This window comes from Massilia horti, from assembly GCF_004614195.1.
Classification (GTDB): Bacteria; Pseudomonadota; Gammaproteobacteria; order Burkholderiales; family Burkholderiaceae_D; genus Telluria; species Telluria horti.
This window is the reverse complement of record NZ_SPUM01000075.1, coordinates 1-16,913: the sequence shown is the minus strand read 5'-3', so window position 1 is coordinate 16,913 and position 16,913 is coordinate 1. Positions and strand designations below refer to the sequence as shown.

Genomic DNA, 16,913 nt, shown 5'->3' with positions numbered 1-16,913 from the left:
ATTCTTTCATGCGCCGGGGTGGCACGCTCTGCAATGACCGTTAGGGTGCGCACCCTGTGCGCACGCGGTACGTGTGCGTATCGGAGCAAACGGAATTCAACTGTACCGCGTGCGCACTGGTGCGCACCCTACGGCTGGCGCTGTTCCCCCCATAGACAGCGTACGAGGACGCTCAGCATGGGTTCCCGCCTGCGCGGGAACGACGTGCTGCTTTGCGGGCTTAAATCACAATATTGCGCAATCAATCCACCGGATGGCAGTTCGATAGTCTTTTTCAATCGGCGACATCCGTTCAATCAATTTTACATTTAATGCCGATGACAGTTACACTACGGCTTCGTTGTTTTATTAACCCCAACAGGAGATGTCATGTCCCTCATCAACACCCAGATCAAACCGTTCAAAGCAACCGCATATCACAACGGCAAGTTCATCGACCTGACCGAGGAAAACTTCAAAGGGACCTGGTCCGTGATCATGTTCTACCCGGCTGACTTTACGTTCGTGTGCCCGACGGAACTGGAAGACCTGGCAGCGCTCCAGCCGGAGTTCGACAAGATTGGCGTCAAAGTGTACGGCGCGTCGACCGACACCCACTTTTCGCACAAGGCATGGCACGACACGTCGGAAGCGATCAAGAAGGTCAACTATCCGCTGATCGGCGACCCGACTGGCACCCTGACCCGCAACTTCGAGGTGATGATCGAAGAAGAAGGCCTGGCCCTGCGCGGCACCTTCGTCATCAATCCGGAAGGCGTGATCAAGGTCATGGAAGTGCACGACCTGGGCATCGGCCGCGACGCTTCGGAACTGCTGCGCAAGGTGAAAGCCGCCCAGTACGTCGCTTCGCACCCGGGTGAAGTGTGCCCGGCCAAGTGGACCGAAGGCGCTGAGACCCTCAAGCCGTCGCTGGACCTGGTCGGCAAGATCTAAGTAGTCCCGCCTCAAAGATGCCGGCCGCGCTAGTGGTCCGGCATCCGCAACACCCCCTCCCGTTTTTCAAGGATTCCCCATCATGCTAGACGCAGCCCTCAAACAGCAATTACAGACTTATCTGGAGCGAGTGGTGCAGCCGATTGAGATCGTTGCTTCGCTCGATGACTCGGCCAAGGCGCGCGAAATGCAGGAGCTGCTGCAGGAAATCGCCCCGCTTACAAGCAAGATCACGCTGACCGAGCGGCGCGACGACAACGAGCGCAAGCCGTCGTTCGCGATCACCCGTCCGGGCACCGATATCAGCGTGCGCTTTGCGGGCATCCCGCTCGGGCACGAGTTCACTTCGCTGGTGCTGGCGCTGCTGCAGGTGGGGGGCCATCCGATCAAGCTCGACGCTCCGGTGATCGAGCAGATCAGGAATCTGGACGGCGCCTTTGAGTTCGAAGTGTTCATGTCGCTGTCCTGCCATAACTGCCCGGAAGTGGTGCAGGCGCTCAATACGATGTCGATCATCAACCCGCGCATCAAGATCACCTCGATCGACGGCGGCGTGTTCAAGGACGAGGCCGAGGCGCGCCAGGTGCTGGCGGTGCCGATGCTGTTCATGAATGGCGAATACTTCAGCCAGGGCCGCGCCAGCGTGGAAGAGATCCTCGCCAAGCTGGACACCGCCGGTGGCGCGCGCAAGGCAGAGGAGCTGTCGACGAAGGAGCCGTTCGACGTGCTGATCGTCGGCGGCGGGCCGGCCGGCGCGGCGGCCGCGATCTACGCGGCGCGCAAGGGCATTCGCACCGGCGTGGTGTCCGACCGCTTCGGCGGCCAGGTGCTCGACACGCTGGCGATCGAGAACTTCGTGTCGATGAAGGAGACTGAAGGGCCGCGCTTTGCGATCGCGCTGGAAGAGCACGTCAAGCACTACGAAGTGGACATCATGAACACCCAGCGCGGCGCCAAACTGGTGCCGGGCAAGCTGATCGAAGTCCACACCGAGAGCGGCGCCGTGCTCAAGAGTAAATCGGTGATCCTGGCGACCGGCGCGCGCTGGCGCGAGATCAACGTGCCGGGCGAGAAGGAATACCGCAATCACGGCGTAGCCTACTGCCCGCACTGCGACGGCCCGCTGTTCAAGGGCAAGCGCGTGGCGGTGGTGGGCGGCGGCAACTCGGGCGTCGAGGCGGCCATCGACCTGGCCGGTATCGTCAAGCACGTGACGCTGATCGAGTACGCGGGCGAGCTGCGCGCCGATGCGATCCTGCAGAAAAAGCTCTACAGTTTGCCGAACGTGAAGGTGATCACCTCGGCCCAGACCACCGAGGTGCACGGCGACGGCAAGATCGTGAACGGCCTGTCGTACAAGGACCGCAGCAGCGGCGACACCCACAAGCTGGAGCTGGAAGGTGTGTTCGTGCAGATCGGCCTGGTGCCCAACACCGAATGGCTCAAGGGCGCGGTGGACTTGTCGCGCTATGGCGAAATCGAGGTGGATGTGCGTGGTCAGACTTCGGTGCCTGGCGTGTTTGCCGCGGGGGACGTCACCACGGTGCCGTTCAAGCAGATCGTGATCGCGGTGGGCGAGGGGGCCAAGGCGTCGCTGTCGGCCTTCGACTACCTGGTGCGCTCGTCAGTGGAAGAAAAGGAACTGGCGCCGACAACCGCCGCCGCGTGAGGGCCAGGGGTCAGTGAAACAGGAGTACCGCCGCGCCGGCCAGCGCATCGGTCTCGCACACCACCCAGGCCGCCGCGCCCGCCAGCGCGAGCTGCAGTGCAGTCCACCTCACGGAAGTTGAGCGCATCATGATCGTCTCCGGTAAGCTTTGCTTGTCGATGGTGCCATCTTAGTGCAACCGCAGGCGGACAACTGTCGGTCATTTGTCCGCTATCTTGTAGGAAAATGCCTTGTGACTTTGCCTACTCAACAAGCCTCCAGGTCCGTGCACGGCGGCCAGCTGGCGGCGCGCCGACACACCGTCCGCCGCCTGGCGCACAAGGTATTTGGCATCGACCATTTGCGCGACGGTCAGCAGCAGGTCATTGACAGCGTGCTGGATGGCAAGGACACGCTCGCCATCATGCCCACCGGCAGCGGCAAATCGCTGTGCTACCAGATTCCCGCGCGCCTGCTGAACGGAATGACGATCGTCGTTTCGCCGCTCATCTCCCTGATGAAAGACCAGCTCGGCAAGTTGCAGGAGCTGGGCATCCGCGCCGTGCAGCTCAACAGCAGCCTTTCGCACGAGGAAGAGGCAGGGGCATTGCGGGCGATCGAGCAGAACGCCTGCGAGATCGTGTTCTGCACCCCGGAGCGGTTGGCAATGGCCGACTTCATCGAGGTGATCAGGAAGGTGAAGATCGACATCGTGGTGATCGACGAGGCGCACTGCATTTCGCAATGGGGCCACGATTTTCGCCCGGCCTACATCGAGATGGCGGCCTCGATCGAGGCGCTGGGCGCCCCGCCCGTGCTGGCGCTGACCGCCACCGCGACCGACGAGGTGATCGAGGATATCGGCAAACAGCTGAACCGGCGACGCATCAACGTGATCAACACCGGCATCTACCGGCCCAACCTGCTGTACGGGGTGGTCCAGGTGACCAGCTCGGCTGAAAAGTATGAGCAGGCGCTCGAGATGGTCAGGAAAACGCCCGGCGCGGGCATCGTGTATGCCGCGACGGTCAAGGCGGCGCAGGAGATGGTCGAGATGCTGCAGCAGGCCGGCGAGTCGGTCACGCTCTATCATGGCAAGCTGCACGCGGCCGAGCGCAAGGCCAACCAGGACCTGTTCATGAACGGCGAGCGGCGCGTGATGGTCGCGACCAATGCGTTCGGGATGGGCATCGACAAGCACGACACCCGTTTCGTGATTCACCTGCAGATTCCGGCCAACCTCGGGGTTTATTACCAGGAGTCGGGCCGCGCGGGCCGCGACGGCGAGGATGCGGCCTGCACGCTGCTGTTCTTCCAGGACGACAAGCGGGTGCAGCAGTTCTTCCTTGCGAAGCACTATCCGGACGCGCATGACCTGAAGGCCGTCTTTGATGCGGTGAAGAAAGCGGGCGGGCCGGTACCCTTTGATTCTCTGGAACACCTGGTAAGCGAGCACGAGAACAAGCTGAAGGTCACCCTGAAGCTGCTCAAGGACGGCAAGCTGCTGCGGCAGAACCGCAAGCTCGAGTACATCGGCACCGATACGCCAGCCACCGCCGACGTCTTCCAGGGATTGGCCGAGGTCTACGTGCACAAGCAGGAACGCGACCGCGAGGCGCTCGAAGAGATGGTCGGCTACGCGGTGAGCGGCTTTTGCCGCTGGAAGCTGCTGCTCGAACACTTTGGCGACGAGCCTCCCGGTTTCGAAAAATGCGGGCGCTGCGACAATTGCCTGCATCCGCCAGAGCTGGCGCTCACCGAGGACATGCCGATCGTTGATGACGAGTTCGAGCGCCCGCCCGAGGCCCAGGCGCCCCCTGCCCACGCCTTTGAGGTCGGCGCGCGGGTCAGGGTGCCGAAATTCGACGCGGGGGTGGTGGTCTCGGTGGCGGGCGACCAGGTCGCGATCGAGTTTCCTGACGGCGAGACACGCCACTTCCTGGCCGCTTACGTGACGCCGGCGTAAGGGCCGCAGGACGCCTTCCTGTCGCGCCCGCATGGCGATGCACTGCGTACGGCAACGCACGGAAGGTCATCTGAACCAAGCGTAATTTCTCCTTGAAACGAGCTACAAGGCAAAGCCCTTGCAGTCCCACCGTTAAAGGAGAACACCATGAAACCAGGATCTGACTTGCGCGCCACACTGGCTGCGCTGCTGATTGCTCTTGTTGCGCCGTGTTCGTTAATGCTGACCCCACCCGCGCAGGCCCAGCAGCGCGAAGTAGGCGCCTATCCCGCCATCACCGGCTTTAACGTCGACGAAGTGCGCCAACTGGCGCCCGGCGTCGAGCTCAGTTTCGACCTGTGGGGAACCCCGGGCGGCATGGCAACGCTGCGCATCGACGGCGCCACGCGTAACCTGCACCTGACCGAGGTCGAACCGGGGCAGTACAGCGGCATCTACACCATCGGCGCGCACGACCGCATCGTGCCCAGCAGCGCCGTGAGCGCGAATTTGCGTGTGGGCAATCGGGTTGCCACCGCGATGCTGGCCGAATCGCTGCAGCGCGGCCCGGAGCGCCGCCGCGGCGATCTGGCCGCGGCGCCCAAAGTCGAGCGCTTCGACGTGCGCGCGATTGACGACCTGGGGCCGGGCAACGACCTCTCCTTTACCGTGCTCGGCACCCCTGGCGCCAAGGTCGAGGTGACGATTGCCGGTACCCGCGGCATCTTCTTCCTGCCCGAAGTGCGTCCGGGCGAATACCGTGGCACCTACCGCATCCGCAGCGCCGACCGGATCGCGCCTGACAGCATGGTGACCGCGACGATTCGTCACGACGGGCGCTACGCCAGCGTTAACCTCGGCCGGCCGCTGCTGGTTGCCCGCGCCACGTCGGCGCCGCGCGTGGCGCGTTACTGCAGCAATTGCGCAACCGTGGCGGCAGTCAACGTGATCGAGGTCAGCGGCGACGGCGGCTATCTGGGCACGATCGGCGGCGCCGTGGTTGGCGGACTGATCGGCAGCTCGGTCGGCGGCGGCACCGGACGGACCGCAGCCACGGCTGCCGGGGCGGTGGGCGGCGCGCTGGCTGGAAACAACATCGAGCGCAATTCGCGCCGCCACCTGCGTTACGAGGTTGTGGTGCGCTATGACAATGGCGCGACCCAGACGCTGCAGTATGAGAACGATCCGGGCTTCCGGGTCGGCGACCCGGTGAAGGTCAATGGCGGGGTGCTCGTGCGCGACTGACGGCGCGTTCAACACAAAAGCCGGCCCCTGGACAGGGACGCCGGCTTTGTTGTACCAGGATAAGGAGGGTGGCGAGGATCTGCGGGCGGTCAGAAACTAAATGGTGGCCAGGACCTAGGCGGTGGCCAGGATCTGGTCGTCGCCCGACTGGTCGACTTCGGCCTTCTGCTTGGCGCTGGCCTGCTTGGCCCGCGAGCGTGACGGCGGCAGCCGGCGCAGGGTCTTGAGTGCATCGGCGTCCTTGATGCCGATCGTGCGCTGGTCGACCGTGATCAGCCCGATTTCGTTGAAGGCGGACAGCGTGCGGCTGACGGTCTCGAGGGTGAGACCGAGGTAGCTGCCGATTTCGTGGCGCGTCATGCGCAGGTTGAAGAGCTTGCTCGAATAGCCCATCGCGGCAAAGCGGTCGGCCAGCGACACCAGGAAGCGCGCCACCCGGGCTTCCGCCGACAGGGCGCCCAGCATGCCGATCATGGCCTGTTCGCGCACCAGTTCGCGGCTCATTACGCCATACATGACGTTTTCCAGCTCGGCGTGCACACGCCCCAGCGCAGTCAGCTTCTTGAACGGCAGCAGGATCAGGTCGCAGTCGGACAGCGCGACCGCCTCGGAGGCATAGTGGCGGGTGTGGATGCCGTCCACGCCCAGCATGTCGCCCTTCATCGGGAAGCTCAGCACCTGCTCGTTGCCGAACTCGTCGATGAGAACGGTCTTGAGGAAGCCCGAGTTGACGATGTACAGCGTGTCGAAGGCCTGGCCGATGGTGTGCACGCGCTGGCCGGTCTTGAACTGCACGTGCTGGAACAGCAGTTCTTCCGAATTGACTGAGACGGCCGGCGTGATGTGGAGCAGGTCGCAGACTTCTTTCAGGTTGGACCAGAGACGACCCTGGCGTTGGCGGCCGGCCTCCATCGGCGAGGTGTGCATCGTGGATGGGGTGGCGTTGCGTTGTTCTGGCGTTGACTGGGACTGCATGCTCATCTCCAGGTGAAGGAATCATGTTTCAGGCTGCGGCGTTCCATGCAGTTCAGTTCGGGCGCCGCCACCGATGCTTCAATTAGGATGAAATCAGCGACTGCTGCCTCATGAGAAGAAAAGATGGATCGCAAGCAAGTCGAAACGCTGAATTAAGTATGCCAACACGAGTTCGGCATTGATATCAGCGATGCCTGAATATGCAGGTAGGAAGGAGTGCGACCTTATAGGAATATTCCTAACAAAATCGCGTGCTACAGAGGGAGCGGGGGGTAGGACAGGGGTAAGAACGCTTTGATTTTCCGAAAACGCGGCGTGCTGGCTGCAAGGCTGGGTGGCACAAAAAACGACACGCCGGTGTCTAAAACTTTTTTTCGACCCTAGGCCTTCATGGGCGAGAGCAGCCGGTGCGCGACCGCATACTGTACCATCTCCGCCAGGGACGTCATCCCCATTTTCTGCATGATCCGCGTCTTGTGCGTGCTCACCGTCTTGACCGACAGGTGCAGGCTGTTGGCGATCTCGGTGATCGATTTGCCACCCACCAGTAGCGAAAACACTTCGAATTCGCGGTCCGACAGCTGCTTGTGCAGCAACTGTTCGTTGGGCGCCATGATGTTCAGTGCCAGCTGCTCGGCCACCTCGGTGCTGATATACGGCCGGCCCGAGGCCACCTTGCGGATCGCGCCCACCAGCTGGGTGCCCGCGCTTTCCTTGGTCAGGTAGCCCTGGGCGCCGGCGCGGATCGCGCGCACCGCGTACTGTTCTTCTTCATGCATGGTCAAAATCAGGATCGCCAGCTTGGGTGACTCGGCGCGCACCTGCCGGATCAGGTCGACGCCGCTGCGGCCGGGCATCGACAAGTCCAGCAGCAGCAGGTCGAAGCCGCCCTGGCGCACGAGCGACAGGACTTCGAACCCGTTGATGGCCTCGCCGACGATTTCGACATCGAGCGCGCCGTCGAGAATGCGCTTGAGGCCCTCGCGCATGATGGTGTGATCATCGGCAATGACGATTCGTATCATGTTCCGCCCCAGGTAAGCCGCGTTTACGGCAAGACTCACTGCACGTTAACACACAATGATGACAAAAAGTTGGGCTTTCGGCGAATTCGCAACGAATGGCACATCGGCACAACACCCCGGGCGCCTCAGGTGCCCGGTTCCTTGATCAGGCGGTGCACCAGGACCGGCTTGGCCGTTTGCGACAACACCTTGTTGGTCACGCTGCCCAGCAGCAGCTGGCCCCAGCCGCTGCGCCCGTGCGACCCCATGAAGATCAGGTCGCAGTGCTGCTCTTCGGCAATATCGACGATCTTCAGCGCCGCCGAATCGGAAAACGCCGTCATGCAGCTGTGTTTCAGGCCGCACTTGTCGGCCGCGCGCATGATCGAGCCCATGTATTCCTCGCCCATGCGTCGCATCTGCGCCACGTATTCTTCCTCGCTGGGGTAGGAAGGCGGGATGATTTCGACATACACGGGGTATTGGTACTCCGGCGCCACAAACAGGGCCAGGACCTCGGCGCCCATCTGGTGCGCGAACTTGACCCCGGCACAAGCCGTATGTTGCGAAATCGCCGAGCCGTCGGTCGTGATCAGAATTTTCTGGTACATGGTGACTCCTCCCACATGCCATGCTCATTGTGCATTGTAGTCCGCGTTTTAATGATTGTTAGAACGCAAACCGTTGAGCTTACTCAAGCCTGACCCCGCTGTTTCGGAGGAACAATTTAGGAGCAGCGGCGTTCTGGCGTGTAATTACAACAGCCGACCTGCGAAAGCATCGAAGCCTTCACGATTCCATTGTCTCGGAATTAAGTTTTGTTGTCCATTTGAGCGAGGCGCAGTGTCTGAGATTTACCTACGGCAACTACACTGCTACACTCGTGATCATTCTTGCACCGGCTTTCGTCGTCCAATCGTGCGACAGCCGGCTGCAGCAGTCACGGACGTTTCGCGCAGGTTTGCGACATTTATACATTAGGAGAAGCAGGGATCATGACCGACGCCGCTGAGGATTTCGACGCATTATTCGAGGAAGTGGCAGCGCAGCGCGTAAGCGCCCAGGAACCGGCGCCATCGGCGCCAGTCGCAGCGGCCGAGCCGGCGGTTGACGCCGGCGACAGCGACGACCTCGAAGCCCTGTTCGACCAGGTGGCTGCAAGCGCACCGGGCGCGAGCGCGCCTGCGCCGGCCGCGGCTGCCGCCATCAGCGAAGAGGGCGAGAACGACAAGAACATGTTCGAACGCCTGGGCGGCATCGTGCGCCTGCTGCACGACTCGCTGCGCGAACTGGGCTACGACAAGGCGCTGACCGAGGCCTCCACCCAGATCGTCGACGCCCAGGACCGCCTGGAATACGTGGCGAACCTGACCGAACAGGCTGCCAACAAGGTGCTCAATACGCTCGACGAGGGCATGCCGGCGCAGGATGACTTGTCCAAGCAGGCCAAGGACATGGAAAACCGCTGGGACGCTTTGTTTGCCGGCAAGCTCAGCATCGAACAATTCAAGGCGCTGGCGGGCGATTCGCGCCAGTTTGCCCAGGCCGTGTCCAATGCCACCGAGGCCGAAAAGGCCCGCCTGCTCGACATCATGATGGCGCAGGACTTCCAGGACATCACCGGCCAGCTGATCAAGAAAGTGGTGGTGATCACCAAGCGCGTCGAAAGCGACCTGGCGCAGCTGCTGCGCGACAACGCCCCGCCCGAAATGCGCGAAAAGCTGGCGCAAAAGCTGTCGGCCCAGGAACCCCCGGCGCCGCTGATGCAGGGTCCGTCGGTGCCTTCCGCGGCGCTCGACCAGGACAGTGTTGACGACCTTCTTGCCGATCTGGGATTCTAATGGACGATATGCTCAAGGATTTCGTCGTCGAGGCGATGGATCTTGCAGCCAATGTGGAAGAGCACCTTCTGCACCTCGAACGCGATCCCGACAACAAGGAAACGCTCAACGCGGTTTTCCGCTCCTTCCACACCATCAAGGGCGGGGCTGGTTTCATGGGACTGCCCGCGCTGGTGTCGGCCTGCCACCTGACCGAAAACCTGTTCGACGCACTGCGCACTGGCGCCGCGCCGGTCACGCCGCTCGCGGTCGAGGCGGCGCTGCAAGCCTCGACCTTCGTGGCCGACCAGCTCGATGACCTGAACAACGGTACTCCTCCGGAACAGCTGGCCTCGATGCCGGCGGACCTTGAGCGCATCCTGAAGGACGCGATCGAGGGCAAGGGCAACCCGGCGCCGGCTGCCCCGGCTCCCGCAACCGTAGCGGTTGCCGCACCGGCCGCTGATGCGCCAGCCGATTCTCCCGCGGCAGACGGGGACGGCCCCGACTGGGAAGCGCTGTACGCCGCAATCGTCCCGTCCGCCACCAATGCGGCGCCGGCTCCGGGCGCCACGCCGGTCCAGGCGACGCCGGCCGCTGCAGCCGCCGCCGAAGCCGCGCCCGCCAAGCCGGGCTGGGACGGTATCGAGCGCCGCGCCGACAACAAGACCGCCACTGGGCCGGCAAAGGACGAGAGCATCCGTATCGACGCGGTCAAGCTCGATGCGCTGCTGGAAGTGGCCGGCGAATCGGTGCAGGCCGCCAACCAGGCCGCCGTCCTGCTCGAGCGCCTGCTGCAGTTCAAGTTCGAGGGCCAGGCTGCGACGCTGATGGCGACCCTGACCGAAACCCTGGAGCGCGCCTCGCGCTATTCGGCCGAGCTGCAGCGCGCCACGCTGGCGACCCGCATGCAGCCGGTCGGCCGCCTGTTCCAGAAGTTCCCGCGCCTGGTGCGCGAACTGGCCAAGGACCTGGGCAAGGACGTCGAACTGACCATCGAGGGCGCCGAGACCGAGGTCGACCGCGTCGTGGTGGACAGCCTGTACGACCCGCTGGTGCACATGCTGCGCAACGCGCTCGACCACGGCGTCGAATCGCCGCAAGACCGCGTCGCCGCCGGCAAGCCGGCCAAGGCATTCATTGGCCTGAAGGCCTGGCAGGAAGCGAACAGCGTGATGATCGTGCTGCAGGACGACGGCAAGGGCATGGACCCGGTCAAGCTGCGCAAGAAGGCGTTCGAGAAGGGCCTGATCGGCGAGAACGGCGCGCCGACCGATGACGAAGCCTACCAGCTGGTGTTCCTGCCGGGCTTCTCGACCAAGGAAGTGGCCTCGTCGGTGTCCGGCCGTGGCGTCGGCATGGACGTGGTCAAGACCGCGGTCGAAAAGAACCGCGGCGCGATCCGCATCGATTCCCGGCTCGGCACGGGCACCAAGTTCTCGATCCGCCTGCCGATCGAACTGTCGATCGTGCCGACCATGCTGGTGTCCACTTCCGGCGCGCTGCTGGCGCTGCCGATGGCGGTGGTCGAACGCGTGGTCGAGCTGCCCGAGACCTATTCCCAGGTCGGCGGCGCCCCGGTGCTCAAGGACCAGGGCCGCCCGCTGCCGGTGCGCTCGCTGGCCACCTCGCTCGGCTACGAGCAGTGCAAGGAGCGCGTGGGCATCGTCGTCAATTCGCCGCAGCCTTACATCCTGGCGGTGGAAAGCGTGGACGGGACCGCCGACCTGGTGATCAAGCCGATGACCGCGCTGACGGTCGAAGGCATCACCGGCACCGCGCGCTCGGCCGAGGGCGAGTTGGTGCTGGTGGTGGGCCTGTCGTTCCTGATGGACGGTTGCCGCAGCAGCGTGCGCCTGGCTGCGTAAGCGCAGTAATCCTGCCAAAACGGCAGTTTTTTTGCCGTGGTACAAATCGATGAAAAGCCTGCGCCTTTCCCGCGCAGGCTTTTTTAATTTAAAAAGCCGACATTCGTTCCGAATATTATTTCCATATGGATGAGCTTGTTGGAATATTCGTGCAAATCGGCCCCATACTTCCGCATTGCACAAATATGGCATAATCGAAGACCGTGTCCGATGCAAGCAGCCGTTTCAATGGATTTAACATGTTAAAAACGCTCTACGACAAACTCTGGGATTCCCACGTCGTGCGTGCCGATGCCGATGGCACCACGGTCCTGTACATCGACCGCCACCTGGTCCACGAAGTCACCAGCCCGCAAGCGTTCGAGGGCCTGCGCGAAGCGGGCCGTCCGCTATGGCGCAACTCGGCCAACCTGGCCGTGGTCGACCACAACGTGCCGACCACCGACCGCAGCCAGGGCATCCTCGATCCGACCTCGCGCACCCAGGTCGAAACGCTCGACGCCAACGCCAAATCCTACGGACTGACCTACTTCAGCATCAACGACAAGCGCCAGGGCATCGTGCACGTGGTGGGGCCGGAGCAGGGCGCAACCCTGCCGGGCATGACGGTGGTGTGCGGCGATTCGCACACCTCGACCCACGGCGCCTTCGGCTGCCTGGCGCACGGCATCGGCACCTCGGAAGTCGAGCACGTGCTGGCGACCCAGACCCTGCTGGCCAAAAAATCCAAGTCGATGCTGGTGCAGGTCGAGGGCGAGCTGCCGCCGGGCGTGACCGCCAAGGACATCGTGCTGGCCGTGATCGCCAGGATCGGCACCGCGGGCGGCACCGGCTACGCGATCGAATTCGCCGGTTCGACCATCCGCTCGCTGTCGATGGAAGGCCGGATGACGATCTGTAACATGGCGATCGAGGCTGGCGCACGGGCCGGCATGGTGGCCGTCGACCAGACCACGATCGATTACGTGAAGGGCCGCCCGTTCGCACCAAGCGGAGAACAGTGGGAGCAGGCGGTGGCCTACTGGCGCACCCTGCATTCGGACCCGGGCGCGCCGTTCGACATGGTCGTGCCGATCGACGCCGCCGGCATCCGCCCGCAGGTCACCTGGGGCACCTCGCCCGAAATGGTGACGACGATCGACGGCCGCGTGCCCGACCCCGATCAGGAAAAGGATCCGGTCAAGCGCGACGCGATGGAAAAGGCGCTGACCTACATGGGCCTCACGCCCAACACGCCGATGCAGGACGTGCGCATCGATAAGGTGTTCATCGGCTCGTGCACCAATTCGCGCATCGAAGACCTGCGCGCCGCCGCCGCGGTCGTGCGCGGCCGCCAGCGCGCCTCGAACGTGAAGCTGGCGATGGTGGTGCCCGGCTCGGGCCTGGTCAAGGAACAGGCCGAGCGCGAAGGGCTGGACAAGATATTCAAGGCCGCCGGTTTCGAGTGGCGCGAGCCGGGCTGCTCGATGTGCCTGGCGATGAACGCCGACCGCCTCGAGCCGGGCGAGCGCTGCGCCTCGACCTCGAACCGCAACTTTGAAGGCCGCCAGGGGCAGGGCGGTCGCACCCACCTGGTGTCCCCCGCAATGGCGGCCGCGGCGGGCATCGCCGGCCATTTCGTCGACGTACGCGCACTCTAAAGGAAAACCATGAAAAAAGTATTCGCCCTCGCTCTCGCCGTATTCGTCCTGGCAGGCTGCAACACGATTTCTGGCATCGGCAAGGATGTCCAGCGCGCAGGCCAGGTGATCACGGGCGCAGGCGGCAAGTAAGGTAGAAGCGCGGAGCAACCGGAACACAATCATGGATAAATTCACCGTACACGAAGGGCTGGTGGTCCCGCTCGACCGTGCCAACGTCGACACCGACGCCATCATCCCCAAGCAGTTCCTCAAGTCGATCCGGCGTACCGGTTTCGGTCCCAACCTGTTCGACGAGTGGCGCTACCTCGACCACGGCGAGCCAGGCATGGACAACAGCTTGCGCCCGCTGAACCCGGATTTCGCACTGAACCAGCCGCGCTACCAGGGCGCGTCGATCCTCCTGGCGCGCAAGAATTTCGGCTGCGGCTCGTCGCGCGAGCATGCGCCGTGGGCGCTCCAGCAGTACGGCTTCCGGGCGGTGATCGCGCCGAGCTTTGCGGACATCTTCTTCAACAACTGCTACAAGATTGGCCTGTTGCCGATCGCCCTGGCCGAGCAGCAGGTGGACCACCTGTTCGACGAGGTCAAGGCGAACAATGGCTTCAAGCTCGTGATCGACCTGCAGCAGCAGCGCGTGGGCACGCCTGACGGCGCGGTCTCGTATGAATTTTCGATCGACGACTTCCGCAAGTACTGCCTGATCAACGGCCTGGACGATATCGGCCTGACCTTGCGCCACGCCGACGAGATCCGCGCGTTCGAGGAGCGGCGCCTCATCGAGCAGCCGTGGCTCGCCAACACCATCTGAGAATACCGAGAACATGAAGATTGCAATCCTGTCGGGCGACGGCATCGGTCCCGAAATCACAGGGCAGGCCGTCAAGGTCCTGAACGCGCTGGGCGAATCGTTTGAAATGGAAACCGCGGATGTGGGCGGCGCCGGCTATGCCGCGCACGGCCACCCGCTGCCCCCTGCCACGCTGGCGCTGGCCAAGGCCGCCGACGCGGTGCTGTTCGGCGCCGTCGGCGACTTCAAGTACGACAACCTGGAGCGTGCGCTGCGTCCTGAGCAGGCGATCCTTGGCCTGCGCCGCGAGCTGGGCCTGTTCGCCAACCTGCGTCCGGCGATCCTGTACCCGGAACTGGCCGGCGCCTCGACCCTCAAACCCGAGGTGGTCGCGGGCCTGGACATTCTGATCATCCGCGAGCTGACCGGCGACATCTACTTCGGCAAGCCGCGCGGCGTGCGCGAATGCCCGGACGGCCCGTTCAAGGGCCAGCGCGAGGGATTTGACACGATGCGCTACGCCGAAGGCGAAATCCGCCGCATCGCGCACGTGGCGTTCCAGACCGCGAGGAAGCGCGGCAAGCGCGTGACCAGCGTGGACAAGGCCAATGTGCTGGAGACGTTCCAGTTCTGGCGCGACATCGTCACGAGCGTGCACCAGGAATACCAGGACGTCGAGCTCGAGCACATGTACGTCGATAACGCCGCGATGCAGCTGGTGCGCGCGCCGAAGAAGTTCGACGTCATCGTGACCGGTAACATGTTCGGCGATATCCTGTCCGATGCCGCGGCAATGCTGACCGGCTCGATCGGCATGCTGCCATCGGCCTCGCTGGACGCGAACAACAAAGGCCTGTACGAGCCGTCGCACGGTTCGGCGCCGGACATCGCCGGCAAGGGTGTTGCCAATCCGCTGGCGACGATTTTGTCCGCCGCGATGATGCTGCGTTATTCGCTGGACCGCGCGGAGCAGGCCGACCGCATCGAGAACGCGGTCAAGGCGGTGCTGGCCCAGGGGCTGCGCACGCCGGACATTTTCGAAGAGGGCATGACCCGCGTCGGCACCGAACAGATGGGTGACGCGGTGGTCAGGGCACTCGCGTGACAGAACATTAAACAATATTCAAAAGGGATGATGATGAAACTAGTAGGTCTGGTTGGTTGGCGCGGCATGGTCGGTTCGGTCCTGATGCAGCGTATGCAGGACGAGGGCGATTTCGCCCACATCGAACCGGTGTTCTTCACCACTTCGAACCCCGGCGGCGCCGCGCCCGCGATGGCGAAGAACGAAACCACGCTCAAGAGCGCGCACGATGTCGCCGAACTGTCCAAGTGCGAGATCATCATCTCCTGCCAGGGCGGCGACTACACGACCGAAGTGTTCCCCAAGCTGCGCGCGGCCGGCTGGAACGGCTACTGGATCGACGCCGCCTCGACCCTGCGCATGAACGACGACGCGGTCATCGTGCTCGACCCGGTCAACAAGGACGTGATCAAGAACGCCTTGACGCGCGGCGTGAAGAACTTCGTCGGCGGTAACTGCACCGTGTCGTGCATGCTGATGGGCCTGGGCGGCCTGTTCGAGGCCGACCTGGTCGAGTGGATGACCTCGATGACCTACCAGGCCGCATCCGGCGGCGGCGCGCAGCACATGCGCGAGCTGCTGACCCAGTTCGGCACCATCAACGGCAAGGTCAAGGCACTGCTGGACGACCCGGCATCGGCGATCCTCGAAATCGACCGCACCGTGCTGGCGACCCAGCATGCTCTGTCGGCCGACGAAACCCGCCAGTTCGGCGTGCCGCTGGCCGGCAACCTGATCCCCTGGATCGACAAGGACCTGGGCAACGGCCAGTCGCGCGAGGAATGGAAGGGCGGCGCCGAGACCAACAAGATCCTGGGCCGCGGCGAGGGCTTCGGCAGCGCCGCTATTCCAGTGGACGGCCTGTGCGTGCGCATCGGCGCGATGCGCTGCCATTCGCAGGCTTTGAGCATCAAGCTGAAGAAGGACGTGCCGATCGACGAGATCAACGACATCGTCGCTTCCCATAACCAGTGGGTGAAGGTGGTGCCGAACACCCGCGAGGCGTCGATGCACGACCTGACCCCGGCCGCGGTGACCGGCAGCCTCTCCATTCCGGTCGGCCGCATGCGCAAGATGTCGATGGGCCCGGAGTACCTGTCGGCCTTCACGGTCGGCGACCAGCTGCTGTGGGGCGCGGCCGAGCCGCTGCGCCGCATGCTGCGCATTTTGCTCGACAAGTAATCCCTTCAGGGCGGGCCGCCTGGTGCCCGCCCTTGTCTTTTCGTTCACACCTGATAGTCAATCGACAGCAAATTGCCGGGAAAAAGCTACAATCCTTGGCTTTTTCACCCTGTTAATTCTCTTGCTATTGCCGCAGATCAACCGTAGAGCTTGCATGCTCTATGGCATGATGATATGTTGAGACTTCCGGGAAACCGCCTTTCCCCAGCTAACTACTCGTCCCAACTATGCAATTCACTCACCGCCCACCGATTTTGTCGATCGCGCGCAAGACACTGAGCGCGGCAGTTGCCAGCACAGTGTTCATGTCGTCGGCAGCGTACGCGGCCGGTCTCGGCAAGCTCACCGTGCTCTCCGCGCTCGGCCAGCCGCTGCGCGCCGAAATCGAACTGACATCGGTGTCGGGGGACGAGGCGGCCGGCTTGGTGGCCAAACTGGCGTCGCCCGACGCATTCAGGTCCGCCAACATCGAATTCAATCCGGCGCTGCTGTCGCTGCGCTTCACGGTCGAGCAGCGCGCCGGGCGCCAGCTGATCCGCATCACGTCCAGCCAGCCGCTGAACGAGCCGTTCGTCGACCTGCTGCTCGAGCTGTCGTGGAATAACGGCCGCCTGGTGCGCGAATACACCTTCCTGCTCGACCCCGCCGAGCTGCGCGCGACCCAGGCCGCGCAGACCGCTCCACCGGTCGAAGTTCCGTCCAGCCGCGCGCAGGGCAGCCAGCCGCAGCAGGCCAGCAACCAGGCCGCCACGGAACGCGCGCCCGCCCGGCCGGAGCGC

At 63.6% G+C, this 16,913-nt stretch carries 15 protein-coding genes; 12 read left to right on the top strand and 3 right to left on the bottom strand.

From position 1 onward, the window contains the following. Nucleotides 1-369: 369 nt before the first annotated feature. From ahpC to E4O92_RS11860, 4 genes are all read left to right on the top strand, one after another. Entirely contained in the window at nt 370-933 is a 564-nt protein-coding gene (ahpC, locus tag E4O92_RS11875; RefSeq protein ID WP_135189982.1) for an alkyl hydroperoxide reductase subunit C, read from the top strand. Nucleotides 934-1,015: 82 nt separating this feature from the next. After that, a complete protein-coding gene (ahpF, locus tag E4O92_RS11870) occupies nt 1,016-2,602 on the top strand; it encodes an alkyl hydroperoxide reductase subunit F (protein ID WP_135189981.1) in 1,587 nt (528 codons plus the stop codon). Nucleotides 2,603-2,834: 232 nt separating this feature from the next. Further along, on the top strand, nt 2,835-4,547 hold the full coding sequence (locus E4O92_RS11865; protein WP_229483274.1) for a RecQ family ATP-dependent DNA helicase: 1,713 nt from the start codon (nt 2,835-2,837) through the stop codon (nt 4,545-4,547). Nucleotides 4,548-4,694: 147 nt separating this feature from the next. Further along, a complete protein-coding gene (locus E4O92_RS11860) occupies nt 4,695-5,771 on the top strand; it encodes a glycine zipper 2TM domain-containing protein (RefSeq protein ID WP_135189980.1) in 1,077 nt (358 codons plus the stop codon). 114 nt (nt 5,772-5,885) lie between these two features. On the opposite strand, the gene E4O92_RS11855 is transcribed toward E4O92_RS11860, so the two are convergent. The 3 genes from E4O92_RS11855 to E4O92_RS11845 all read right to left on the bottom strand — a co-directional run bounded on the left by E4O92_RS11855 (nt 5,886) and on the right by E4O92_RS11845 (nt 8,361). Further along, nucleotides 5,886-6,683: a Crp/Fnr family transcriptional regulator gene (locus E4O92_RS11855; RefSeq protein ID WP_135189983.1), complete on the bottom strand. Its 798-nt coding sequence runs from the start codon at nt 6,681-6,683 to the stop codon at nt 5,886-5,888. Nucleotides 6,684-7,126: 443 nt separating this feature from the next. Then, nucleotides 7,127-7,771 (bottom strand): response regulator, encoded by a 645-nt coding sequence (locus tag E4O92_RS11850; RefSeq protein WP_135189979.1) that lies wholly within the window; start codon nt 7,769-7,771, stop codon nt 7,127-7,129. Between the two features lie 125 nt (nt 7,772-7,896). Continuing rightward, nucleotides 7,897-8,361 (bottom strand): universal stress protein, encoded by a 465-nt coding sequence (locus E4O92_RS11845; protein ID WP_135189978.1) that lies wholly within the window; start codon nt 8,359-8,361, stop codon nt 7,897-7,899. A gap of 384 nt (nt 8,362-8,745) precedes the next feature. Between E4O92_RS11845 and E4O92_RS11840 the strand changes: the two genes are divergently transcribed. The 8 genes from E4O92_RS11840 to E4O92_RS11805 all read left to right on the top strand — a co-directional run. Beyond that, a complete protein-coding gene (locus E4O92_RS11840) occupies nt 8,746-9,591 on the top strand; it encodes a protein phosphatase CheZ (protein ID WP_135189977.1) in 846 nt (281 codons plus the stop codon). Continuing rightward, nucleotides 9,591-11,438: a chemotaxis protein CheA gene (locus tag E4O92_RS11835; RefSeq protein WP_135189976.1), complete on the top strand. Its 1,848-nt coding sequence runs from the start codon at nt 9,591-9,593 to the stop codon at nt 11,436-11,438. The genes E4O92_RS11840 and E4O92_RS11835 overlap by 1 nt, the downstream gene beginning before the upstream one ends. A gap of 239 nt (nt 11,439-11,677) precedes the next feature. Continuing rightward, nucleotides 11,678-13,078: a 3-isopropylmalate dehydratase large subunit gene (gene leuC, locus E4O92_RS11830; RefSeq protein WP_135189975.1), complete on the top strand. Its 1,401-nt coding sequence runs from the start codon at nt 11,678-11,680 to the stop codon at nt 13,076-13,078. 9 nt (nt 13,079-13,087) lie between these two features. Further along, nucleotides 13,088-13,210: a lipoprotein gene (locus E4O92_RS11825; protein ID WP_135189974.1), complete on the top strand. Its 123-nt coding sequence runs from the start codon at nt 13,088-13,090 to the stop codon at nt 13,208-13,210. Nucleotides 13,211-13,241: 31 nt separating this feature from the next. Then, a complete protein-coding gene (gene leuD, locus E4O92_RS11820; RefSeq protein WP_135189973.1) occupies nt 13,242-13,889 on the top strand; it encodes a 3-isopropylmalate dehydratase small subunit in 648 nt (215 codons plus the stop codon). Nucleotides 13,890-13,902: 13 nt separating this feature from the next. Then, a complete protein-coding gene (gene leuB / locus E4O92_RS11815; RefSeq protein WP_135189972.1) occupies nt 13,903-14,973 on the top strand; it encodes a 3-isopropylmalate dehydrogenase in 1,071 nt (356 codons plus the stop codon). A gap of 33 nt (nt 14,974-15,006) precedes the next feature. Beyond that, the gene (asd, locus tag E4O92_RS11810) at nt 15,007-16,134 is read left to right on the top strand and encodes an aspartate-semialdehyde dehydrogenase (RefSeq protein WP_135189971.1); all 1,128 of its coding nucleotides are present in this window, start codon (nt 15,007-15,009) and stop codon (nt 16,132-16,134) included. Between the two features lie 305 nt (nt 16,135-16,439). Next, nucleotides 16,440-16,913, top strand: a 474-nt coding sequence (locus E4O92_RS11805; protein ID WP_370660005.1) for a type IV pilus assembly protein FimV, incomplete at its 3' end; no start/stop codon positions are given.

Coding starts and splice junctions, on each gene's coding strand:
- ahpC (WP_135189982.1), top strand. CDS start 370: ATGTCCCTCATCAACACCCAGATCAAACCGTTCAAAGCAACCGCATAT.
- ahpF (WP_135189981.1), top strand. CDS start 1,016: ATGCTAGACGCAGCCCTCAAACAGCAATTACAGACTTATCTGGAGCGA.
- E4O92_RS11860 (WP_135189980.1), top strand. CDS start 4,695: ATGAAACCAGGATCTGACTTGCGCGCCACACTGGCTGCGCTGCTGATT.
- E4O92_RS11855 (WP_135189983.1), bottom strand. CDS start 6,683: ATGGAGGCCGGCCGCCAACGCCAGGGTCGTCTCTGGTCCAACCTGAAA.
- E4O92_RS11850 (WP_135189979.1), bottom strand. CDS start 7,771: ATGATACGAATCGTCATTGCCGATGATCACACCATCATGCGCGAGGGC.
- E4O92_RS11845 (WP_135189978.1), bottom strand. CDS start 8,361: ATGTACCAGAAAATTCTGATCACGACCGACGGCTCGGCGATTTCGCAA.
- E4O92_RS11840 (WP_135189977.1), top strand. CDS start 8,746: ATGACCGACGCCGCTGAGGATTTCGACGCATTATTCGAGGAAGTGGCA.
- E4O92_RS11835 (WP_135189976.1), top strand. CDS start 9,591: ATGGACGATATGCTCAAGGATTTCGTCGTCGAGGCGATGGATCTTGCA.
- leuC (WP_135189975.1), top strand. CDS start 11,678: ATGTTAAAAACGCTCTACGACAAACTCTGGGATTCCCACGTCGTGCGT.
- E4O92_RS11825 (WP_135189974.1), top strand. CDS start 13,088: ATGAAAAAAGTATTCGCCCTCGCTCTCGCCGTATTCGTCCTGGCAGGC.
- leuD (WP_135189973.1), top strand. CDS start 13,242: ATGGATAAATTCACCGTACACGAAGGGCTGGTGGTCCCGCTCGACCGT.
- leuB (WP_135189972.1), top strand. CDS start 13,903: ATGAAGATTGCAATCCTGTCGGGCGACGGCATCGGTCCCGAAATCACA.
- asd (WP_135189971.1), top strand. CDS start 15,007: ATGAAACTAGTAGGTCTGGTTGGTTGGCGCGGCATGGTCGGTTCGGTC.